The sequence below is a fragment of the Pseudomonas sp. LB3P25 genome, from assembly GCF_054897985.1.
In genome coordinates, this window is the sequence record NZ_CM142711.1 from 950,599 (window position 1) to 971,268 (window position 20,670).

A 20,670-nucleotide genomic window follows, 5' to 3' on the forward strand; every position below is an offset into this window, starting at 1 on the left:
CCGGCCAAGTCTTGTCTACACTGCTGTTCACCCATGGAGGTAGCCCTCGGTTGTGCACCGGCAAAGGAGTGCGCGATGTCTCCCCGTTTGCAGTTTCGCAGCCCGTCCCGGCAACGGGGGGCGATCGGTTTGATGGCGGCGCTGACATTGGGCATGGCCCTGATGTTCTTGCTGGTCGTGGTCGACAGCGGTCGTTTGTACCTGAAAAAACGCGACCTGCAGCGCGTAGCGGACATGGCCGCACTTGAAGCGTCCACCCGAGGGGGGGATTGCGCCGCCGGCAACACCGCCACCGTCTATGCCACCGCCAGCGCAAACCGTAACGGCTTCACGCTTCCTGACCCCAATCACAATCTGCTGGTCGCTTGCGGCGCCTTGACCCTGGATGCCAATAACCTTCGAGTATTTGGCGCCGACCCGAGCAAGAGCGAAGCCATTCGGGTGATCGCCAGCCATTCGGTTCTGCAGAGTTTCGCCGGCGGTGTCGGCGCCCTGTTCGGTGGCGCTCCACGCGCAGCGACCATCAACATGACGGCCAGCGCTGTCGCCGCATTACCGCCACCGCAGGCTTCGCTGACCCTGCGCAGCACGACGCTGAGCGTCGACACCAGCAAGTCGGCCACGCTCAACGCACTGTTCGGTGGTTTGCTCGGGGGCAACCTGAACATCAATGCGGCGGGTTGGAACGGACTGGTGAACACCAACATCAGCCTGCTCGGCTACCTCGATCGATTGAAGGTCGACCTTAACCTCGGCGCTGCCGGGTATGACCAGGTATTGGGCAATACGATTGCCGTCAGCCAGCTGATCCAGACGGCCGTCAATGTGCTGGACCCCGGCGGCACACTCGGCGCGACCGCAACCATTGCGAGTCTTCAATCGCTGAAGGTCGCGGCAGGTGCAACCACTGTCGTACTCGGCAACCTGCTGCATGTCGAGGCTGGCAGCAACGTGACGGCGCTGGCGACCAACCTGAAAGTGTTCGACCTGATCGAAGCGGTCGTGCAACTGGCCAACAAGAAAAACGGCCTGGTGGCGACCCTGCCGATCAACCTCGCGGGGCTGGCGCAAATCACCGCTCGGGTGCAGATACTGGAGCCGCCACAGCTCTCGGCCATCGGCAATCCGAAAAACGCCGCGCTCGCGCCTTTGGGGCCCAACCGGATCTATGTGAAAACCGCTCAGGTTCGTACATTGCTGTCGATCGACTTGCCCATTCTGAGTGCGATTCAACCCTTGCTCGAGGCGGCGGCTGATCTTGCCGGGCCGTTGACCAATACCCTGAACGCCTTGCTGCATCTTAATCTGGTCGGTGTCATTGACTCACTGACCTGCGCGCTGGGGGCGGCTTGTGAAACACCCTCGATCGTGCCGCTTTCCAGTACCGTAAGCCTCGATGTCGCACTGGACGTCGCGAGCGCCAACAGTTACGTCACCGCCTACAGCTGCGTCAGCGCCACCAACAAATCCCTGACCACCCATACCAGCACTTCACTGGTGAAGCTCAAAATCGGCAAGATCGATCCGAACACGGCTTTCGGCGACAACATCACGCCGCCCACCGTGGTGGTACAGCCGTTGAAGGTGATCGATATCGGGGTGAAAACCTGTCGCCGGTTCCTGATCTTTCCCGTCAGTTGCGACCCGCGAATTCCAGGCGTTGGCGGCGGCATCGATATCATGGCCGACACCACCGTGGCACAGAACGCCAACATGCCACACGTCTATTCCGCACCGCCGGCCACCAGCCTGCCGGAGATCAACCAGCCACCGTTCTACTATTCCTATTCCACCAGCAATATCGTCAGCAGCCTTACTGACACGCCGACCAATATCAAGGTCGACATGTACGGCCCGACGGGCAGTCTGGTCGGTGGTCTGGGGGCGATCCTCAGCGGTGTCACCACTTTGCTGGTCAACGCGATCAACAGCGTGCTCAGCCCGTTACTCGACACCTTGATCAACACACTGCTGCTCAGTCTGGGAATCGATCTGAACAAGGTCGATGTCGGCGCCAACCTCAGTTGTCACTCAGGACGAGCGACGCTGGCAATCTGATCGTCGGCGGCAATCGGCAGTTCGATACAAAACCGTGCGCCCTCGACCGAGTTTCTAACGCTCAGTTTTCCGCCCATGTTCTCGACGATGCCGTAACTCACCGACAACCCGAGCCCGGTGCCGACACCCACTGGTTTGGTGGTGAAGAACGGCTCGAAAATTCGCTCCAGCAACCGCGGATCGATACCGCCGCCGTTGTCCTCGACCCACAGCCGCACCGAATGCGCATCACGTTCGGCGTACACCGAAATCCACGGCTTGAACTCGCGGTCGGCCTCGCGTTTGCCAAGCAACGCATCCCGAGCGTTGACCATCAGATTGATCAACACCTGTTCGAGTTGATCGACGTAACCGCGCACTTGCACGTCAAACCCGGTCTCGCCAACCCGCAGATCGACCCCTTTGCCGCGCATCCCTTCAGCCAGCAGCGACAGCGTGCCTTCGATGGCTTGCGCAGGATTAAACGGATGTTGCTCGATCTCCGAGCGGCGGCCAAACACCCGCATGTGATCCACCACCCGCGCGGCGCGCTGGACCTGTGCATCGATGCGGTTGAGCTTGTCGGTCAGGTAGTCGATCTGCGCATCGCCGTTGTTCAGACGCTTGAGCACGTTGACGATGGCCATGCGCATCACATTCAACGGCTGATTGATTTCATGGGCCAGTCCTGTGGCCATTTCACCGAGGGTGGCCATTTTTGCACTTTGGGTGAGCTGTTGTTGGGCGCGGCGGACCTCGGTGTTGTCGCGCCCCACGGCCTGAATCTCCAGCAAATGGCCGTGCTCATCGAACACTCCGCGATCCGACCACACCCACCAGGCATGTTCCCGCCCCGGTAGTTGCAGGTTGATTTCCGCGGTGCTGACCGGGAATTCCGGGCTGAGTTGGCTGAGCCGCTGGAGAAACGCTTCGCGCTGTTCCTGCGACATCCAGCTGCCCAGACTCACCCCGGGCAGTTGCTCGGGCTGGCACTCCAGGTAAGTCGCCAGCGGGCGGTTGCCGAAGGTCAGGGTCAGGTCCGGGCGGTAGCGGCAGATCATCGCCGGAGAGTCTTCCACGAGGATCCGGTAACGTTCTTCACTCTGCTTCACCTGTTCGGCGGCCAGGGTTGCTTCGGTGACGTCCAGCCACAGGCCGACGGCTTCCACCGGCAAGCCAAGGTCGTCGCGCAGTAGCTTGGCTTCATCGAGTAGCCAGTGGTAATCGCCGCGACTGTCGCGCAGCCGATAGCGGGCGCGCACCGAACCTTCACGCAGCAAATGTCGGGTGCGTTCGAAGTACCGATCGCGGTCCTCTGGGTGTACCCTTTCAACCAAGGCTCCCGCCGCGCAATCAGCCAGTGTCCAGCCGAGCAGCGGCAGTAGGCTGTCACTGAAAAACGTCGGTTGCAGCGCACCTTCGTCATAGCGCTGCACGTAGATCACCGCCGGTGAGCTGGCGATCAGGTTGTCCAGTCGGGCATGGGCCGCCGCGGCGTTTTGCTCCTGGTTTTTGATGTCGCTGATGTCGAGCATGAAGCCCACCAGCCGTCGGCTTTTACCGATGCCCAGGACCTGGCCTTGCAGACGATACCAGTTCGGCGTTTGTGCCAAACGCACGCATAGCAGCAGAGGAATGCCGTCGTCTTGCAAGGCTTGCAGACGACTGCTCAGCTCTTCCCGGTCGGCGGGGTGCACCCGATCAAGCCAGTCGTGCAGCGGCAAACGAGCGCTCGCAAGGTTCAGGTGACTGGCCAACGACGGCGCCAATTGCACCTCGCGACTGTCGCTGAACACCTCCCACCATCCGGTGCCGAGCAAGGCTTGCAGCGACTCCAGCCGTTCCAGTTGCAGATGGTGCCGGTGCTCGCGCAAGCGCTCAAGCAGCGGGCCTGCCAGCGCGGCGGTGAGTTGCAACCAGTCGCGATCATTCATGTCGGGTGCATGTTGCTGCACCGGATAAAAGCCACACAGCAACCAGGCGGCCACACCCTGAGCATCGTGATAGGGCACCGCGAACCCTTCGGCATTACCGAAGGTGCCTTGCAAACGGGGATGTTCAGCGGGCGTCAGGCGATGCGGCGCAGAGCCGCTCAGACTGTCGAGCCCCGTGCCCAGGCGCTGAGCGTTTTGCCACAGCTGGGGGGCATCGAAGGCCGCGTATTGCTGGTGTATCTGCCAGCCTTCTTCCTGTTCATCGAGCAACGCCACCGCAATGCATGGCATGTGGAAACGCTGGGCCAGGCCTTGCAGTTGTTCCGCCAACACCTCGGGCAGGCGCGTCAGGTTGCACCGGCACAACTGTTCGCCGATCTGCGCTGCAAGTAATTGGCATTGCTCACGGCTGCGTGATTGTCGACGTTCTAGCAACAAGTCGCCGATGTCCAGCAACTGCAACAGCCAGGCGTCGGCCAACGGCTGGACCCAGCCGCGCAGCTGCAGGGGTTGTCCGTTGAGGCTGTAAAAGTCCAGGTCCAGACACTGTCCCTGCCAGTCGACGGGCGAGCCTTCAACGGCGAGGCAGCTGTGGGGCATGAGGAAATCGAGTAGGTGCGGTGCTTGCGCCGCAGGCGTCTGCTGGGCCAGCGCATGCCGCAGCGGGCCGGTCAGGTGAATCACTCGACCGTCGGCATCCAGATGCACCTGCAAACCGACACTTTGCACGCTCAGGGTGTCGGGCGTGTCCAGTGGCTGAGGCGGATGGCGGTTGAGCAGACGCCCGAAGAGTTTGTCTGCGGAACTCAAAATTGCAGGCTCGAACTGGCGGTGAGGTTTGCCGGCAGATTGGGCACCTGGCCAATCCCCGGCACGTTCAGAAACGGGATGACCTGCTGCAGTTTGCTGGTGGGGTAGTTGACGCTGACCTTCAACACCCCGCCCACGTAGGTGGCGCTGGCGTCGGTGGCGACATTGAAATTCAGTGCGGCAGGAATCCAGGCCAGCTGTCGGCTCAGTTCTGTCGTGGCAACGGTTTTTACCGCGGTGTCGTATCCGGGGGTGCTCGGATCCAGCGCCACGCTCCGGCGCACCGCTTCGGCGGTCGACTGGTTGAACGATTGCATCAGCAACAGCGGCAAGCTGTAAGTGACAACTCCATAAAACACCGCGAAAAAGATGAGGAACACCAACGCGAATTCAATCGCTACAGCGCCTTTTTGCTTACGGGGGAGGCCTGTTTTCATGACTGCGTCTACCCTGACATTCACTACGTGATATCAGCATAGAATCATTCAGCCAAAACGGACGCTTTTTACCGAATGCAGAGCTTTGTCCTACTGATCTGGCTGACGCTATGCGCAGCACAGGATGCTCGAGAACGGCACATCGCCAATGGCCTGACCCTTGGCGCAGGGGTGTTGGCGCTGGCGTATCTCCTGTGGACGGGCACTACCTGGCTGGGGGCCGAGGCGGTGCAGGGCGGCTGGGCTTTTTTGCTGGCGTTGGCCTTTACCTTGCCCGGTTATGCGCTGAAACGCTTGGGCGCAGGCGATGTGAAACTGATGACCGGCCTGGGGCTGGCGACGGACGGCATGCACCTGCTCGGCGTGTTCATCGGTGCCGGATTGGCCAGTGTGCTGTGGCTGCTGTTGGCGCCAAGAGTCTGGCTTCATATGGGTCAAGGGCTTAGAAATCGTCTTCGATATCTGGGGCCTGGAATGTCAAAGAAACAGCCCTTTGCGCCCTTCGTATTGGTGGGCCTGTTGCTCACACTCGCCTGGTTTCACTAGTCGCCTGTTCTATACAGAGTAGGAAAGTACGTCTACTTTCAATTCAGTAGTTGTACAGCCTGTGGCTGTCACTAGGGGGCGTTCTCAATTAGTTTCCCCACCGCGCCGGGTCTGCTGTTGTGCAGGGCAAGGCGCGAGAAGCGTGGTTTGGTCGTTCCAAATAAGCTTCGAGCAACGCAGCCCTGCACAACAGCAGGCCCGGCCCTTCGGGTTGTGCCTTAAAGCGGGCCAGGCTGCGTTGCAGGCCTTGGAAAGGGAACAACCATTCCCGGCGGCCTGCGCCTTGCCTGGCCCGCTTTAAGGCGACAACGCGGCGGGAAAACTAATTGAGAACGCCCCCTAGAGGAACGGTCAACTTTGACCTCGCAGGGAGTCGCACGTGAACAAGCTTTCTTCGGCAGTAAAAATCCTTGTGGTCGACAACCTGCCGTTTATTGCCGCAGAGCTCTGTGAGTTTCTTGAAGGCAGCGGTTACCGTTGCGTTCCTTGCGAGACTGGCAAGCAGGCAGTCGAGCGTTTCAATGAAGACGAAGCGATCGGCCTGGTGCTTTGCGATTTGCACATGCCCGGTCTGGACGGGATTCAACTGGTTCAGGAGCTGCAACGGTTATCCGGCAAACACCGTGTGTTTGAAGCGATCATGCTCACTGGGCGTGCGGACAAACAGGATGTGATCAAGGCGTTGCGGGCCGGGTTTGCCGATTACTACCAGAAGCCGATTAATCTGGATGAGTTGCTCGAAGGGATTGCGCGTCAGACAGTGGTTTTGCAAGAACGGCAGAAGAGTCTGCAGCTAGGGCATTTGGATCAGAAGCTGCAGTATCTTGCCGAGTCGATCGATGTTCTGTATCAGGATCTGGATAAGGTTCGGCGTGGGCCGCGGTTGTCGGTTTCCCCCGATGACGATGTCAGTGCTGTGGGTCGGGTTGAGATTCCGGCGATTTTCGGTCCGCTGTCACCAAGGCAGTTGGATGTGGCGCGGTTGGTGGGGAAGGGGCAGACGAATTATCAAATTGCCTGTGAGTTGGGGATTACCGAGAACACGGTGAAGCTTTATGTGTCGCAGGTTTTGCGGTTGACGCATATGCATAATCGGACGCAGTTGGCGCTGGCTTTGTCGCCCAGTCATTCTGGATTGCGTCATCAGGTGACTGCGCATTAGGTTTTTGTGGGTGTGCCTATCCATTCCTGCGGTAACGACCGGCGACTCACTTTTTTTACAAGCGCCCGGAATGCTTAATGCCAGTCAGTTAAGCCGTAACGCGATCTGTAGCAGCTGCGTTGTGGCGAGGGGATTTATCCCCGTTGGGCTGCGAAGCGGCCCCTGTTTTTCCAGCCACACCGCGTCCAATGGATTACGACGGCTTCGCCGCCGAACGGGGATAAATCCCCTCGCCACAACGCAGCTGCTACAAAGAGTGTCGTGGCTGAAATTGCTTAACTGACTGGCATTACCCGGAATGCCGGCCCGAAAAAAGTCAGCCAAAAAAACGCTAGCCCCCAGCGTCCAATTCCCGGAACAAGACTACCCCCCCGTCCCACCGTCCACCTTCCCGCTCTCATACTGATCAAAGTACTCCGGGATCTCATGCTGATAGCTTTTCAACCAGCGCTGCATGCTCAGCTCGCGCTCGGTCGCGGTTGAGGTTTGCGGTTTTTGGGACGCCGCCTTGTTGCTGCTTTGCAGTTGCAGCCAGCCTTCGGTTTCCTGTTGTTGGGCCGAGGCGGGGCCGGGGTCAATGGCGTGAGTGGTGAGGGGCAGGGCCAGCAGGCCGAGGCAGCAGAGGATGGTCGGTTTCATCAAAAGCCTCTCCTTATTGAAGCGTCGGTGTGGCGACGGCGACCTGGTTTACGGCGGTCGGGCCGGACTTGCTCGGTGTCTTGAGTCTTTGCGCGCGGGCCTGGGCTTCGGTGACTTGGGCGGGGCTCAGGCCAAGACGGCTGACGAGTTCGGCCGCGCGGCTCCAGTCGTCCTGATAGATCAGCAGCGTCACCAGATTCAACGCTGCCAGTTGATCGCTTTGCTTGAGTTCCATGGCCGTCAGGAATTCAAAGCGCGCATCCTCGACGCGTAATTGATTGAGGTACACCACGCCCAGGTCGTTGCGGATTTTCTCGTCGGTCGGTGCTAGCCGTGCGGCCCGTTGCAAGTGGGCTTGTGCTAGGCCGTTGTCGCCCTTGGCGGCGGCGAGTTGGCCCAGGCCGTGTTCGGCTTCGGCGGCCAGGCAACTGCCGAGCAGGCTGCGGTACAACGGCTCGGCTTCGCTGCGGCCCAGCAGTCGATAGACCTTGGCCTTGCGCAGGCGCACGTCGGCCAGGTTGTCGGGCAGGCTTTGCAGGTTGGCGAGGCTGGCGTGCAGTTTGCCGTCATTGGCCATGTCATCGGCGAGGTTCAGCGACAGTTGTTCCTCAGAGGTCAGCTTGCCGCAACTGGCCGGGTTGGTCAGGGCGCTCCAGGACGCACCGTTGCTCGCGCAACCGCCTAATAACAGCAGACTCAAACCGGCAATTATTGCTTTCATAACGATCCCTCTAAGAACCAAAGGCATGGGACAGGGCAGTGAAGCCCGGGCCGGCCAGTACGATCAATAACGCCGGGAAGAGAAACAGCATCATCACGACGGACATTTTGGCGGACAGCTTGGAGATGTATTCCTGCAAGCGCGTCAGGCGCCGGTCATCGAGCAATTGCTTGAGGGTTAGCAGGGATTTCATCGCACCGCCCCCCTGATGGATCAACTGCTGCAGGATGACGCAGGTGTCGGTGAACTCGTCGACGGCCAGCAATCGGGTGGCTTTGTTCAGTTCTTCACCCAGTTCCAGGCCGGAATCGACCCGGGCCAATACCAGACGCAATTCATGGGTCAGGGCCGGCAATAATTGTTTGCCTTCATTGCTCAACACTCGCAGCGACTGCTCCACCGCCATGCCCGATTCGAACAGGATGCGCAGTAGCGGAATGAAGGTAGAAATCTCGGTCGCCAGTTGTTTCTGCCGATGCTGCGCGGCAGCGGCCAGCAACCGTTTGGGCAATAGATAGCCGATGCCAGTGGCGAACACCGGGGCCATCCAGTGGTTGTCTGTGTGAGGGAAGAACACGCCCTGGATCAGCAAGCTCAGGGCCAGCGCCAGCACCGGAGCGCCTACCTGGAACGCCGCGAACAGTGAGCGTCGCCGGGCGCTGCGCCAGCCGAGACGGTTAAGCAATGCCTGGGTTTCGTTATCCAGGTTGACCGAGCGCTGACCGATCCGGCTGCTGCCCAGCACCTGCAGCCACTGATCCACCCGGTTGTCGCTCGCCAGTTTGCCGTCGAGTCGTTGCGCCACCTGGCGAACCCGCCGACGGTGTTCCAGCAAACCGCTGAGCAGCAACAACGTTGCCCCCAGAAACAGCAATGCGCAGATCAGCAACGGCACTTTCATACGCTGCGCAACATGTGCCAGAGCGCCAGGCTGCCGACCACCTGCAAGCCGAACGCGGACGCGAGCATGATTTGCCCCGAAGGGTCGTGCCACATGGCGAGCAAGTAATGAGGGTTGGTCGCGAGGAAATAGCCGGCCAGGCAAATCGGCAAACAGCCCAGGACCCACGCGGTCACCCGGGTTTCACCGGTCATGGCCCTGAGCTGGCGCGCAGCCTGCTCGCGCTCACGGATCATCTTGATCAGGTTTTCCAGTAATTCGCTGGCATTGCCGCCATAGCGGTGATTGACCTTCAAACCGAGCGCGAACAGGCGAAGTTCGTCTTTCTCATACAGCTCGGCGAGGTCAGCCGCGGCATCCGGCAGGCTGACCCCCAACTGTACGTTGCGCTGAACCCGCCCCATGGCATTTTTCAGCGGGTCTTCAGCGGCGTCGATGGCGCCCAGCACCGCATCGGCCAGGGTGCGCCCGGACTTCAGACTGCGCACGGTGTGATCGAGCATTTGTGGCAGTTGTTCGATCATGCGCTGGAGTCGGCGCTGATAACGCCAATTGACATACAGACGCAGAATCAACGGCGGCAGCAGTAACAGAGCCAGCAAGCCGAGCCAGCCACCGGTAGCCAATCCGAGCAAGATGCCAAAGGCCCACAGCAGCAGCCACCCCCCCAGATGCTCGGAGGGACGCCCAAGGCCGGCCCGCAGAAAGGCCCGATCCAGACCGACCCAGGAGGTTTTCGTCAGCGCCGGCTGCGGTTGCCCCTGGGTCAGGCGTCCCAGCACCCGTTCGGTGCCGGTCTGGCGCAAACCGCGATAAAACAGGCGGATCGACAGTCCGAGCAGGGCCAGGCAAACGAGGATGAGCAGCACCGGTTTGAGCATGCCGTGGCCTTCAGTACGCAGAGGGAGAGAGCGCCAACTCACGGCGCAGTTTGTCGCCGGCGGGGTTGACCGCCTCACGCATGAATCCGAAACCGCTGCGCCGGTCGAGCCGGAACAACGTGTTGGTGACATACACGTCATCACGCAAGCCGATCACCTCCACCACTTCGCTGACGCAGCGGCGGCCGTCGGGCATGCGCGTCAGCTGGATCACGACGTCCAGTGCGGCGCAGACCATTTGCCGCAAGGTACGTTCGGCGATGATGCGGCCCGTCAGGCCCACCAATGTCTCCAGGCGCAACAGCGCATCCTGGGCGTTGTTGGCGTGCACGGTACTCATGGAACCGTCGTGGCCGGTGTTCATGGCGGTGAGTACGTCCAGCACTTCGACGCCACGAATCTCGCCGAGGATGATTCGGTCCGGGCGCATCCGCAAGGCGTTGCGAATCAGGTCACTGGCCTTCACTTCGCCGTGGCCTTCGGCATTCGGCGGTCGGGTTTCCAGACGCACCACGTGAGGGTGGCCCAATTGCAGTTCGGCGACGTCTTCGATGGTGACGATTCGCTCGTGAGGGTTGATCAACTGGCTGAGAATGTTCAGCAGCGTGGTCTTGCCGGTGCCGGTGCCGCCGCTGATCAGGATGTTGCAGCGCTTGCCCACGGCCTCCTGAATGAAGTCGAAGATCGCCTGATCGATGGTTTGCATCGCCATCAGGTCCGAGCTTTTGAGCATGTCCTTGCGAAATTTACGTATCGACAGGCAGGGGCCATCGAGCGCAATCGGTGGAATGATCGCGTTGACCCGGCTACCGTCGGGCAGTCGTGCGTCGACCATCGGCGACGACTCATCGAGCCGTCGGCCAAGGGGCGCGAGGATCCGTTGCATCACCCGTTCGACGTGATGTGCATCGATGAAGCGCAGGTCGCTTTGATGCAGTACGCCGTCGCGTTCAATGAACACCCGGTGTGGGCCGTTGACCAGAATCTCCGTCACCGCCGGGTCCCGCAGCAGCACTTCCAAGGGGCCGAAACCGGTGAGTTCGTCGACGATTTCTTCGGCCAGACGCTCCATTTCATAGCGGGAAATCGCCAGGTGCAGACGGGCGATGTACTCGGCAACCTTGTCGATGACGAACTGTGAGAGCACCTGCCGTGAACCCTCCAGCAGGTTTTTGCCGGACTCCTCGATGGCGTCGATGATGTAGCGGTGCAGCACCAGTTTCAGACCTTCGTTATCGGTGTTGCCGCTGGTTGTGCGCACAGGGGCGCCGAAGAGTTTTTCACCGCTCATTGCGCACCCCTCAACCGGTTGAACCAGCCAGACTTGGGCTTGGCCAGGCCCTCGGAGCGCTTGGCCAACTGATCGCCGAGGGCGCGCAGGCTTTGAGTCAGGCCTTCGCGGGGGGCCAGCTGAAAAAGAGTGACACCTTGGTTTTTGGCGTTAAGCCGCACTTCCGGGCTGTAGACGAGGGTCGCGATGATCTCCATGCCGAAGCTTTTGCTCAGGGTGTCGGCGTCCGGTGCGACGTTGCGCAGGTAGCGGTCCACCAACAGCCTGGCGTGGTCGAGCTTCATGCCTTTTTCACGCCACAGGTTGAGGACTGCGAGGTTGCGACGGCAGTCGAGTACGTTCTGATCGGTGTACCACAGCAACTTGTCGCAATGGGTGACGAAGGTGCGTAGCGCTTCGCTGTCCGGCTGGCCTGTCAGGTTCACCACGATGTGCTGGAAGTGTTGGCGCAGGGCGCTGAGCAACATGTACAACTCGGCGGTGCTGGTGTGTTCCAGCGGCTCATCGTGGCTGGCGTAGGCGAGGATCCGCAACCCGGCGGCGCAGTGGGTGAACGCGCTGTCGATCAGCGTCGCGTCGAGGCGCCGCAAGTGCCGGAGTGCATCGCCGAAGTGGAACGAACTCTCCAGCCCGAGCAAGGCCAGGCTGTCACCGCGCGGCAGGCCCAGGTCCAGCAACAGCGTTTGCTGTCCGCTCTTGTGCACCACTTGCGCCATGTGCGTGGCGAGCAGCGCGCCGTCGGCGTTGATCTGCACACCGTAGAGCACCGTCAGGCTACCCAGTTGGGTGTTCGGGGCCACGGGCGGCAGGCGTTTGCCCAGCCGTCGCACCAACCCCGCGACTTCACTGGAACGCGAACCATAAGCCACGAAATCCCGTGCACCGGCGCGCATGGCATTGAGCACGAGTTGGTTGTCCATGCCATCGCCCAGCGCGACGATCGCCAGCATCGGTTTGGCTTCCAGGGCACCTTCGATCAGTGCGCTTTGGGCCACCACGTGTTCGCGGTCCAGGCCGACGAACACCAGGCTGGCGCAGGTCACGTCCACCAGCGCCAGTAATTCGTCGAGGCTGCCACTGCCGGCGCTGACCACTTGGCCCAACGGGGCGAGGGCGCCTTGCAGCCATTCAAGGTCGGTGCTGTTGCGCGTGATCGCGAGGAAGGTCTGGCTCAGGTTCTGGCTCTGGCTCATTGCGATAATCCGCTGCGTTTATCGAAGTTGCCGTTTTCGAGGAAGTACAGGCGATACCAGTTCGGGTCATAGTTGCGCAGCTTTTCACCCGGCAACGACGGCAATTGTGCGTTGGCAGCCAACGGTTGGACCAGGTGCGGCGTGACGATCATCAGCAACTCACGCTCTTCGCGGTTGACCGATGAGGTGCGAAAAAACGCACCGAGAATCGGGATATCGCCCAGGCCTGGAAACTTGCTGACTTGCGAACTGTTGTGAGTGCTGATCAAACCGCTGATGACGAAACTCTCGCCATCGGCCAGCGAAATGCTGGTGTCGGTGCGGCGAATGGTGAACGCCGGGACGGTGGTGCCGCCGATGGTCACGCCATTGTTGAAGTCGAGTTCGCTGACCTCCGGCGCCACTTTGAGGGTGATGCGGTCGTGGCTGACCACGGTCGGTGTGAGCGTCAGGCGGATGCCGAATTCCTTGTATTCGATGGAGTAGCTGTTGCTGTTGGCGCTGGGCACCGGGATCGGAATTTCACCCCCGGCCAGGAAGCTTGCGCTCTGCCCGCTGAGGGCCACCAGGCTCGGCCGTGCCAGGGTGTAGGCGAAGCCGCTGCCTTCCAGGGCGTTGACGATACCGAGGAATTTGCTGCTGCCACCGCCCCAGACAATGTTGAAACTGTCGTTGAGCAACGGGATGCTGGGCACCGCGATCCGGGGATCAATGTTGTGCAGCGGCACCACGCCCGGCGTCACGGCCGTGTTGGGCACCGTACCGGGTGCGCCGAAGAGGAAGTTGTTCGAGCCCTTGCCGAAAATCGACGTGCCGGCCTCTTTCAGTTTGGTCCGGCTGACTTCGACGAAACGAATGTCGGTCTGTACTTGCGACGGTAGCAGTGGGTCATCAGAGGGTAACCGTGTCGCGGTGGTCATCGCCGCGGTGGCCTTGCCCTGAACGAACACCATGCTCTGGCGCGGAGCACTGGCGCAGGCGGTCCAGACCATCAGGCTGGTAGCGCCGGGGGCCATCCCGGTCAGCAAAAAAGCTTGATTGGCGTTGACTCGCACGTCGGCGATTTTCGGGTCACCCACCGCCACCCGAGTGATCGCCACCGGCGATTGCACCTCCTGTTGCAGCCCTTCACCGACTTCCAGCACCGCAGGCAACGAACCCAGCGCGGCACAATTGCCGACGGCTGCGAACGTTACGCTGAGCGGCACACCGCTCAGTAAAGAAACCCAGAGCAGGCCTTGAAACAGGGGCATGCAATGTCTGCGCATTTAGATGCGTCCTTGCTCGATTCAGGGGGTTTGTTGGGTAATTTCGATGCCGCGGATGACTTCCACGCTCGACTTGCGCGGTGCTGTGCCGCCGTGGGTGACGACAGGTTTGGGTGGAGGCGTCATGGCCAGTTGGCTGAACTGGATCAACTCGCGGTTGGCACTGGCAAGGTTGGCCGATGAATCGCTTTCGCCGGCCCAGTAACGGGCCAGACGTTTTTCATCGGCGCTGCGTACGGCCAGGCGCAACACGCCGGCCTGGGCCGCGAGCATCAACCGACTCAGTAGTTGTTCGGGGACGGCAAGCAAGACGCTGTGGGCGTTGGTGCGCGTTTGTTCCTGCCTGAGTTTTTCTTCGAAGCTGCGGGCCGGGCTTGCGGGTTGGCCGTCATTGGTCAACCCCATCTGTTCGCCCACCCCGAGCACCCGCAAGGCCGGCACCACCAGTTGAGCCGACGGCTGAAGGTTGTTGTTGTCCGTGCGCAGAAACAGCAGCACATCGACATAGTCCCCCGGTGTCAGTTGCCCACCGGCATTGATGACTTCATCCACCGCGACGGCGAGGGCACGTTCATCGGGACGAATCATCCGCGCCAGTCTGCCGCCGGCTTCGAAGCTTTCATCATTGAGCCAGGTGCCGGCGCTGAGGGCCCGCCAGGGCGTTCGGCCAATCGCTTGATCGAGACGGCTCAGGCTGCCGGCCGGGACGGTACGAAGTTTTTCCACGGTCACGTCGGCGGCGCTGATCGGCATGAACGGTGGCACATCATGCAGCAGCACCACCACCGGTTGGCGGGTGGGGTCGTCCACGGGGACAGGCGTCTGAGCGATGGGTGCAGGCGTGACGATCTCGGGTTGCACGGCAGGCTCGGGAACGGGTTGGCGGCTCAGCGTGAGGCCCCAGTAACCGGCAATGATGGCGCCCACCAGAAACAAACCGGCCAAGCCCAGAGTGATACGACTGTTCATGACGGCTCTCCCTTTCCTGCCGCTTGAGACTTCGTCGCATCCAACGAGTCAACTTCGCAATCAGGCAGCTATGAACATGGAACTATTTCGCTATTTGACGGTAGCTCAGCTAGAGCAAAAAGCCATTACGGGCCTGAAAATAAGTAGCGAAAGTAAGTAGCCAAGACGAAAACGTGGCTTTTTTGGCGCCAACGAAACAACTAATACTTTAGTGATAATTCGTTCTTACAGTTGTGGGTATAGGGAATGCCGACAATGCTGATGCTGGCAAAGGGGAATCATGTTGCGGCCGTGCAACACCCGTCGTCTTTCAGGAGAAACATCATGTCCTTTTCCAAACTTGCTCAGAAGATCAAATCCCGCATCTTTTTTTTCAAGGGCCTGGCAAAGGATACTGAGGGTGCTTCGGGTATTGAGTACGCGATCATTGCCGCCATGATTGCGGTGGTGATTGGCACCTTCAGCACGACGATCTCTGCTGCGATCACCACCACGTTCACCAGTATCCTGAACGCGCTATGACGGTGAGGCGAGTTCTTGCCGGCAACTTGCGAATGCGCCAAAGGGGTTCTAACGTCAGCGCTTAGTCCATTGCAGGTGTTGCCCATGAACGCTCCCGTGCTCCCACGCCAACAGCTTCTTCTGGTCGATGATGAGGAGGATGCGTTGCTGGAGTTGGCGGAATTGCTGGAGGGTGAGGGCTTCAATTGCTTTACCGCCACCTCGGTCAAACTCGCGTTGCAACATCTGACGCGCCATCCTGATATTGCGTTGGTGATTACTGATTTGCGGATGCCGGAGGAGAGTGGCATGTCGTTGATCAAGCGGTTGCGCGAGCATACGTCCCGCCAGCATTTGCCGGTGATTGTGACGTCGGGGCATGCGGACATGGAGGATGTTAGTGACATGTTGCGGTTGCAGGTGCTCGACCTGTTTCGCAAGCCGATTTATCACGTGCGGTTGTTGGAGACGTTGAATAATTTGTTTCCGCAGCCTCGCATGGATTTAGTGAGTCCGTGAGGGTGGCGAATCCCTGGCGCGAGCTGGCAGTGAATTGATCGTTCCCACGCTCTGGTCTGCACCCCAAGAGCCGAACGCAGAGCACGGGAACGGATCGGGTCAGGCAACCGGCCGCCAATGCCCCACCATATGCTCAAGATCCCCCGCCCCCACCAACTGCAAATCCCCGCTCGACCCTGCCGCACTGGCCAGTAATGTCACCTCACTGGGCAATCGCACCGGTTTGCGAAATTGCACCGCAATCTCGACATTCGCCGCCGGCAGATGATCGGCAAGCGCCGCCAGGGTGCGGGCCTTGTTCCACAATCCATGGGCGATGGCCGTCGGGAAACCGAAGAGTTTGGCGCTGACGGCACTCAGGTGAATCGGGTTGTAGTCGCCGGACACTTTGGCGTACTGGCGCCCAATGTTCGACGGCGCTTTCCAGCGGGCCACCTCCGACATCTCCAGCGTCGATGCCAACACATCATCGACGGGCTCGCCTGCGAGTTTGACCCCCCGGCACAGCATCTGGCTCTCAGCTTCCCACAACGCCCCCAACTGATCGTCCAGCGTGGTCACCAGATCGAACGTCGCGCCCTTTTCATGGGGCTGAAGGTTTTGCACCTGCACGCTGACCCGCACACGATTTACACCGCCCATCGGGCGAAAGATGCGAATGCGGTTGCTCAGGTGAATCAACCCCAGCAGCGGGAACGGAAACGCCTTGGCCGTCAGCAATTGCATCTGCAAAGCGAAGGCGAGGATGTGTGGATAGGTCGGCGGCAGCAAACCGTTGTCGGCAAAACCGCAGACCTTGCGATAGGCCGCCAGGCGCGTCGGGTCGACATTGATCCAACAGCGCAACCCCGACTCTGGCAGGGTGGTGCCGGTGATTTTGCGCCGTGTCGCAGCCCGCACATACAGTCCCGACAGGCTTGGTTCGCGGTTGAGTGTGTGCCAATCGATGATCATGCTTAAGCCCCCAAAACACTTTGCCCGCACACTCGCAGCGCTTGCCCGGTGAACGCGCCGGTGCCCGGTTGAGCCAGCCACGCCACCGCTTCCGCGACGTCTTGCGGCAGGCCGCCCTGGCCCAGCGAGCTCATGCGCCGCCCGGCCTCACGGACGCCGAACGGAAGATGCGCGGTCATCTGGGTTTCGATGAAACCGGGTGCTACCGCATTGATGCTGATGCCGCGCTCATTCAGCAACGGCGCCCAGGCCTGGGCCAGGCCGATCAGCCCGGCCTTGCTCGCTGCGTAATTGGTTTGCCCGCGATTGCCGGCGATGCCGCTGATGGACGCCAGCAGGATCACCCGGCCGTTGTCGTGCAGGGTGCCGCTGTCGAGCAGTGCCTTGGTCAGCACTTGCGGTGCATTGAGGTTGACCGCCAGCACCGCGTCCCAGAATTCCGGGGTCATGTTGGCCAGGGTTTTATCCCGGGTGATGCCGGCGTTATGCACCACGATGTCGATGCCGTCGGGCAGTTGCTCGATCAACTGCGCAGCGGCGTCTTCGGCGCAAATGTCCAGGGTGATGCTGCGCCCGCCGAGGCGTGCGGCGAGGGCTTCGAGGTCAGTCTTGGCCGGTACTACGTCGAGCAGGATCACTTCGGCCCCATCGCGGGCCAGGGTTTCGGCGATGGAGGCGCCGATGCCGCGTGCCGCGCCGGTGACCAGCGCCTTACGGCCAGACAATGGACGAGTCCAGTCCGTCACCTGCGTGTCGCAGGCGTTCAAGCGAATCACTTGCCCGGAAACGAATGCACTTTTGGGCGAGAGGAAAAACCTGAGTGGGCCTTCCAGTTGATCCTCCGCCCCTTCGCCGACCTGGATCAGCTGCAAGGTGCCGCCGCTGCGCAGTTCTTTGGCCAGCGAACGGCTGAAACCTTCCACCGCTCGCTGGGCGCTGGCGGCGAACGGATCGCTCAAGGTTTCCGGCGCGCGACCCAGGATCACCAGGTGCGCGCTGTAATCGAGGTTTTTTATCAGCGGCTGGAAGAACTCGCGCAGCTGTTTGAGTTGATCGGTCTGCACCAGGTCACTGGCGTCGAACACCACGGCTTTGAGTTTGGGGCCGTGGCCGGGAATCCACGCGGTGGCCAGTGAAGGCTCGGTGCCGTAGCTGTAAATCGCGTCGGTCAGGCGGTTGGCGAAGGTGCCGATTTTCTCCGTCAACGGGCCACCGCCTAACAACAGCGCCCCCTCGACAGGCCGCAGCCGGCCAGCTTGCCAGCGCTCCAGCCGAACCGGCGACGGCAGACCCAGGGCCCCGACCACACGATGGCCGATGGACGAATTGGCGAAGTCGATATAGCGGTCAGACATGGAACGCACTCCAGCAGCTGGGGTTCAAAGTGTGGACCACGAATGGCGATCAGTCGTTCGATCCACGAGATAAGGCCTACGCTTGGCTATTGTAGGAGCTGAGCTTGCTCCGGGCGGCGCTCCGACGATGGCGGTGTATCTGTCGACATCAATGTAGCTGACACACCGCTATCGTCGGAGCGCCGCCCGGAGCAAGCTCAGCTCCTACAGGGGGCGGTTTTCAAATTGGATATTCCATCAGGAGCTTTTCATGACTCAGCTGCGTCGCGTTGCGATTATGGGTGGTAACCGTATCCCCTTCGCCCGTTCCAACGGGCCGTACACCACCGCCAGTAATCAGGCGATGCTCACCGCCGCGCTCGAAGGCCTGATCGAACGCTACAACCTGCACGGTTTGCGCATGGGCGAAGTGGTGGCGGGGGCGGTGCTCAAGCACTCCCGGGATATGAGCCTGACCCGCGAATGTGTGCTCGGCTCGCGGCTGTCGCCAACCACCCCGGCCTACGACATTCAGCAGGCGTGCGGCACCGGGCTGGAGGCTGCGTTACTGGTGGCGAATAAAATCGCGTTGGGCCAGATCGAATGCGGAATCGCCGGCGGCGTCGACACCACCTCCGACGCGCCGATCGGCGTCAACGAAGGCCTGCGCAAAATCCTCCTGCAAGCCAACCACGCCAAAACCACCGCCGAGAAACTGAAAGCCTTCCTGCAACTACGCCCCCGTCACTTGATCCCGGAACTGCCTCGCAACGGCGAGCCACGCACTGGCCTGTCGATGGGCGAGCACTGCGAGATGATGGCCCAGGCCTGGAACATTCCGCGCGACGAACAGGACCAGCTGGCGTTGGAAAGTCACCAGAAAATGGCCGCGTCCTACACTGAAGGCTGGCACAACGATTTGATGACGCCGTTCCTCGGCCTGACCCGCGACAACAACCTGCGCCCTGACCTGACCCTGGAAAAACTCGCGTCACTCAAACCGGTGTTCGAGAAAAGCACCAAGGGCACCCTGACGGCGGGCAACTCGACGCCGCTCACCGATGGCGCGTCGCTGGTGCTGCTGGGCAGTGAAGAGTGGGCCAAGGAGCGTGGCCTGCCGATCCTTGCCTATTTGCGCGATGGCGAGACGGCGGCGGTGGATTTCGTCAACGGTGCCGAAGGGCTGTTGATGGCGCCGGTGTACGCGGTGCCGCGTTTGCTGGCACGCAATGGCCTGACCTTGCAGGACTTCGATTACTACGAAATCCACGAGGCCTTCGCCGCGCAGGTGCTCTGCACGCTGAAGGCCTGGGAGGATCCGGAGTACTGCAAAACTCGTCTCGGTCTCGACGCGCCGCTGGGCTCCATCGACCGCAGCCGCCTCAACGTCAAAGGCAGTTCACTGGCGGCCGGGCATCCCTTTGCGGCTACCGGCGGGCGCATCGTCGCCAACTTGGCGAAGTTGCTGGATGCGGCGGGCAAGGGTCGAGGCTTGATCTCGATCTGCGCCGCCGGTGGCCAGGGTGTGACAGCGATTATTGAGCGCTGAGGACGGCGGCGCGTTGCTGTTGGGCTAACGGCCGATTGCGGTTGGCGTAACTCTCGGCCATGACCGAGCAGACGATCAGCTGCAACGGGTGGTAGATCATGATCGGCAACAGAATCAGCCCAAGCCCCGGGTTGGCGCCGAAGATCAGCGCCGCCATGGGCGCACCGGCGGCCAGGGATTTTTTGCTGGCGCAAAACACCGCCGCGATTTCATCCGCCGGGCTGAATTTCAACGCGCGAGCGGTGCGGGTGGTCATCCACAGGATGATCGCCAGCAGGATCGCACTGCCGATCAGTGCCGTGAGGATCACGCTGTTGCCCTGCTTTTGCCACATCCCCGAGACCATCGAATTACAGAACGCCGCGTACACCAGCAACAAGATCACCAGCTTGTCGACGATATTGGTGTAGCGCTTGTGGCGGGCGAAGATCTTGCCGAGGAACGGCCGAACCCATTGGCCGAGCACCAGTGGCAACAGCAACATGGCGCAGAGGTCGAGCAGGGTGGCGCCCAGATCGATGCCGCCCGCGCCGCTGCCGACCACGAAACTGACCAGCAACGGCGTCAGGAAAATCCCCAGCACGCTGGACAGGCTCGCATTGAGAATCGCCGCCGGTACGTTGCCGCCCGCGCTGCCGGTCAGGGCCACGGACGAGGAGATGGTCGAGGGCAGGGCGCAGAGGTACAGGAAACCCAACATCAGCAGTGACGGAATGTGCGAACCCAACAGCGTGTCGCTCAGCAGCCAGATCAGCGGAAACACCGCGAAGGTGAAACCCTGAACCATCACGTGCAGCTTCCAGTTTTTCAGACCGTGAGTGATCTGCTCGCTGGACAGGTTGACGCCGTGCAGGAAGAACACCAGGAACACGCCGATGTTGATCACGTATTCAGCGTGCATCCCGCCACCGGTGGCGCCGAAGGTCGGGAAGAAATACGCCAGCAGCGTGGCGATCAACATGCCACACAAGAACCAGTCGGTGACCACGCGTTTAAGGTGTTTAAAGGCATGCATAACAGGCAC

Annotated in this window: 19 protein-coding genes; 6 read left to right on the plus strand and 13 right to left on the minus strand. The window is 60.9% G+C overall.

Annotation, left to right across the window (positions count from 1 at the left end; translation table 11 throughout):
* The first annotated feature begins 75 nt into the window (after positions 1 to 75).
* Positions 76 to 2,058, plus strand: coding sequence for a pilus assembly protein TadG-related protein (locus ACYZTW_RS04120; protein WP_462003849.1), 1,983 nt, complete (start codon positions 76 to 78; stop codon positions 2,056 to 2,058).
* On the opposite strand, the gene ACYZTW_RS04125 is transcribed toward ACYZTW_RS04120, so the two are convergent.
* Both ACYZTW_RS04125 and ACYZTW_RS04130 read right to left on the minus strand, forming a co-directional pair.
* Positions 2,028 to 4,781, minus strand: coding sequence for a PAS domain-containing sensor histidine kinase (locus ACYZTW_RS04125; protein WP_462003850.1), 2,754 nt, complete (start codon positions 4,779 to 4,781; stop codon positions 2,028 to 2,030). The two genes, ACYZTW_RS04120 and ACYZTW_RS04125, sit on opposite strands and share 31 nt — an antisense overlap.
* Entirely contained in the window at positions 4,778 to 5,218 is a 441-nt protein-coding gene (locus ACYZTW_RS04130; protein WP_462003851.1) for a TadE/TadG family type IV pilus assembly protein, read from the minus strand. Before ACYZTW_RS04130 ends, ACYZTW_RS04125 begins: the two co-directional genes overlap by 4 nt.
* A 75-nt stretch (positions 5,219 to 5,293) precedes the next feature.
* Here ACYZTW_RS04130 and ACYZTW_RS04135 point away from each other — a divergent pair, with 75 nt between their 5' ends.
* The gene (locus tag ACYZTW_RS04135) at positions 5,294 to 5,764 is read left to right on the plus strand and encodes a prepilin peptidase (protein WP_462003852.1); all 471 of its coding nucleotides are present in this window, start codon (positions 5,294 to 5,296) and stop codon (positions 5,762 to 5,764) included.
* 379 nt (positions 5,765 to 6,143) lie between these two features.
* On the plus strand, positions 6,144 to 6,926 hold the full coding sequence (locus ACYZTW_RS04140; RefSeq protein ID WP_462003853.1) for a response regulator: 783 nt from the start codon (positions 6,144 to 6,146) through the stop codon (positions 6,924 to 6,926).
* 363 nt (positions 6,927 to 7,289) lie between these two features.
* Here ACYZTW_RS04140 and ACYZTW_RS04145 read toward each other — a convergent pair whose 3' ends face one another.
* Genes ACYZTW_RS04145 through cpaB form a run of 8 tightly spaced genes read right to left on the minus strand, consistent with a single transcriptional unit; the run spans position 7,290 to position 14,789 of the window.
* Positions 7,290 to 7,565 (minus strand): DUF3613 domain-containing protein, encoded by a 276-nt coding sequence (locus ACYZTW_RS04145; RefSeq protein WP_462003854.1) that lies wholly within the window; start codon positions 7,563 to 7,565, stop codon positions 7,290 to 7,292.
* A 13-nt stretch (positions 7,566 to 7,578) separates the two neighbouring features.
* Positions 7,579 to 8,286, minus strand: coding sequence for a hypothetical protein (locus ACYZTW_RS04150; protein WP_462003855.1), 708 nt, complete (start codon positions 8,284 to 8,286; stop codon positions 7,579 to 7,581).
* A 10-nt stretch (positions 8,287 to 8,296) separates the two neighbouring features.
* Complete coding sequence (locus ACYZTW_RS04155; protein WP_462003856.1) at positions 8,297 to 9,187, minus strand: type II secretion system F family protein; 891 nt, start codon at positions 9,185 to 9,187, stop codon at positions 8,297 to 8,299.
* Positions 9,184 to 10,068, minus strand: coding sequence for a type II secretion system F family protein (locus ACYZTW_RS04160; RefSeq protein ID WP_462005697.1), 885 nt, complete (start codon positions 10,066 to 10,068; stop codon positions 9,184 to 9,186). The genes ACYZTW_RS04155 and ACYZTW_RS04160 overlap by 4 nt, the downstream gene beginning before the upstream one ends.
* Before the next feature lie 10 nt (positions 10,069 to 10,078).
* Complete coding sequence (locus ACYZTW_RS04165) at positions 10,079 to 11,359, minus strand: CpaF family protein (protein WP_462003857.1); 1,281 nt, start codon at positions 11,357 to 11,359, stop codon at positions 10,079 to 10,081.
* Positions 11,356 to 12,552, minus strand: a complete 1,197-nt coding sequence (locus ACYZTW_RS04170) for an AAA family ATPase (RefSeq protein WP_462003858.1) — start codon at positions 12,550 to 12,552, stop codon at positions 11,356 to 11,358. Before ACYZTW_RS04170 ends, ACYZTW_RS04165 begins: the two co-directional genes overlap by 4 nt.
* On the minus strand, positions 12,549 to 13,820 hold the full coding sequence (locus ACYZTW_RS04175) for a type II and III secretion system protein family protein (protein ID WP_462003859.1): 1,272 nt from the start codon (positions 13,818 to 13,820) through the stop codon (positions 12,549 to 12,551). The genes ACYZTW_RS04170 and ACYZTW_RS04175 overlap by 4 nt, the downstream gene beginning before the upstream one ends.
* A gap of 21 nt (positions 13,821 to 13,841) precedes the next feature.
* Positions 13,842 to 14,789: a Flp pilus assembly protein CpaB gene (gene cpaB / locus ACYZTW_RS04180; protein ID WP_462003860.1), complete on the minus strand. Its 948-nt coding sequence runs from the start codon at positions 14,787 to 14,789 to the stop codon at positions 13,842 to 13,844.
* Positions 14,790 to 15,113: 324 nt separating this feature from the next.
* Here cpaB and ACYZTW_RS04185 point away from each other — a divergent pair, with 324 nt between their 5' ends.
* Both ACYZTW_RS04185 and ACYZTW_RS04190 read left to right on the plus strand, forming a co-directional pair.
* Complete coding sequence (locus tag ACYZTW_RS04185; protein WP_462003861.1) at positions 15,114 to 15,311, plus strand: Flp family type IVb pilin; 198 nt, start codon at positions 15,114 to 15,116, stop codon at positions 15,309 to 15,311.
* 84 nt (positions 15,312 to 15,395) lie between these two features.
* Positions 15,396 to 15,809, plus strand: coding sequence for a response regulator (locus ACYZTW_RS04190; RefSeq protein WP_462003862.1), 414 nt, complete (start codon positions 15,396 to 15,398; stop codon positions 15,807 to 15,809).
* Between the two features lie 99 nt (positions 15,810 to 15,908).
* On the opposite strand, the gene ACYZTW_RS04195 is transcribed toward ACYZTW_RS04190, so the two are convergent.
* Together ACYZTW_RS04195 and ACYZTW_RS04200 are read right to left on the minus strand one after the other, a co-directional pair.
* The gene (locus tag ACYZTW_RS04195; RefSeq protein WP_462003863.1) at positions 15,909 to 16,763 is read right to left on the minus strand and encodes a MaoC family dehydratase; all 855 of its coding nucleotides are present in this window, start codon (positions 16,761 to 16,763) and stop codon (positions 15,909 to 15,911) included.
* Between the two features lie 2 nt (positions 16,764 to 16,765).
* Positions 16,766 to 18,118 (minus strand): 3-oxoacyl-ACP reductase, encoded by a 1,353-nt coding sequence (locus ACYZTW_RS04200; protein WP_462003864.1) that lies wholly within the window; start codon positions 18,116 to 18,118, stop codon positions 16,766 to 16,768.
* A 250-nt stretch (positions 18,119 to 18,368) separates the two neighbouring features.
* Between ACYZTW_RS04200 and ACYZTW_RS04205 the strand changes: the two genes are divergently transcribed.
* The gene (locus ACYZTW_RS04205) at positions 18,369 to 19,646 is read left to right on the plus strand and encodes an acetyl-CoA C-acetyltransferase (protein WP_462003865.1); all 1,278 of its coding nucleotides are present in this window, start codon (positions 18,369 to 18,371) and stop codon (positions 19,644 to 19,646) included.
* Here the strand turns inward: ACYZTW_RS04205 and ACYZTW_RS04210 are convergent.
* Positions 19,633 to 20,661, minus strand: coding sequence for a bile acid:sodium symporter family protein (locus ACYZTW_RS04210; RefSeq protein ID WP_462003866.1), 1,029 nt, complete (start codon positions 20,659 to 20,661; stop codon positions 19,633 to 19,635). The genes ACYZTW_RS04205 and ACYZTW_RS04210 overlap by 14 nt on opposite strands.
* Positions 20,662 to 20,670: the final 9 nt, after the last annotated feature.

Excerpts from the sequence above, each read along its gene's own strand:
- ACYZTW_RS04155 (WP_462003856.1), bottom strand. The coding sequence starts at position 9,187 with ATGAAAGTGCCGTTGCTGATCTGCGCATTGCTGTTTCTGGGGGCAACG.
- ACYZTW_RS04120 (WP_462003849.1), top strand. The coding sequence starts at position 76 with ATGTCTCCCCGTTTGCAGTTTCGCAGCCCGTCCCGGCAACGGGGGGCG.
- ACYZTW_RS04175 (WP_462003859.1), bottom strand. The coding sequence starts at position 13,820 with ATGCGCAGACATTGCATGCCCCTGTTTCAAGGCCTGCTCTGGGTTTCT.
- ACYZTW_RS04160 (WP_462005697.1), bottom strand. The coding sequence starts at position 10,068 with ATGCTCAAACCGGTGCTGCTCATCCTCGTTTGCCTGGCCCTGCTCGGA.
- cpaB (WP_462003860.1), bottom strand. The coding sequence starts at position 14,789 with ATGAACAGTCGTATCACTCTGGGCTTGGCCGGTTTGTTTCTGGTGGGC.
- ACYZTW_RS04145 (WP_462003854.1), bottom strand. The coding sequence starts at position 7,565 with ATGAAACCGACCATCCTCTGCTGCCTCGGCCTGCTGGCCCTGCCCCTC.
- ACYZTW_RS04165 (WP_462003857.1), bottom strand. The coding sequence starts at position 11,359 with ATGAGCGGTGAAAAACTCTTCGGCGCCCCTGTGCGCACAACCAGCGGC.
- ACYZTW_RS04210 (WP_462003866.1), bottom strand. The coding sequence starts at position 20,661 with ATGCATGCCTTTAAACACCTTAAACGCGTGGTCACCGACTGGTTCTTG.
- ACYZTW_RS04200 (WP_462003864.1), bottom strand. The coding sequence starts at position 18,118 with ATGTCTGACCGCTATATCGACTTCGCCAATTCGTCCATCGGCCATCGT.
- ACYZTW_RS04195 (WP_462003863.1), bottom strand. The coding sequence starts at position 16,763 with ATGATCATCGATTGGCACACACTCAACCGCGAACCAAGCCTGTCGGGA.
- ACYZTW_RS04170 (WP_462003858.1), bottom strand. The coding sequence starts at position 12,552 with ATGAGCCAGAGCCAGAACCTGAGCCAGACCTTCCTCGCGATCACGCGC.
- ACYZTW_RS04190 (WP_462003862.1), top strand. The coding sequence starts at position 15,396 with ATGAACGCTCCCGTGCTCCCACGCCAACAGCTTCTTCTGGTCGATGAT.
- ACYZTW_RS04205 (WP_462003865.1), top strand. The coding sequence starts at position 18,369 with ATGACTCAGCTGCGTCGCGTTGCGATTATGGGTGGTAACCGTATCCCC.
- ACYZTW_RS04135 (WP_462003852.1), top strand. The coding sequence starts at position 5,294 with ATGCAGAGCTTTGTCCTACTGATCTGGCTGACGCTATGCGCAGCACAG.
- ACYZTW_RS04185 (WP_462003861.1), top strand. The coding sequence starts at position 15,114 with ATGTCCTTTTCCAAACTTGCTCAGAAGATCAAATCCCGCATCTTTTTT.
- ACYZTW_RS04150 (WP_462003855.1), bottom strand. The coding sequence starts at position 8,286 with ATGAAAGCAATAATTGCCGGTTTGAGTCTGCTGTTATTAGGCGGTTGC.
- ACYZTW_RS04130 (WP_462003851.1), bottom strand. The coding sequence starts at position 5,218 with ATGAAAACAGGCCTCCCCCGTAAGCAAAAAGGCGCTGTAGCGATTGAA.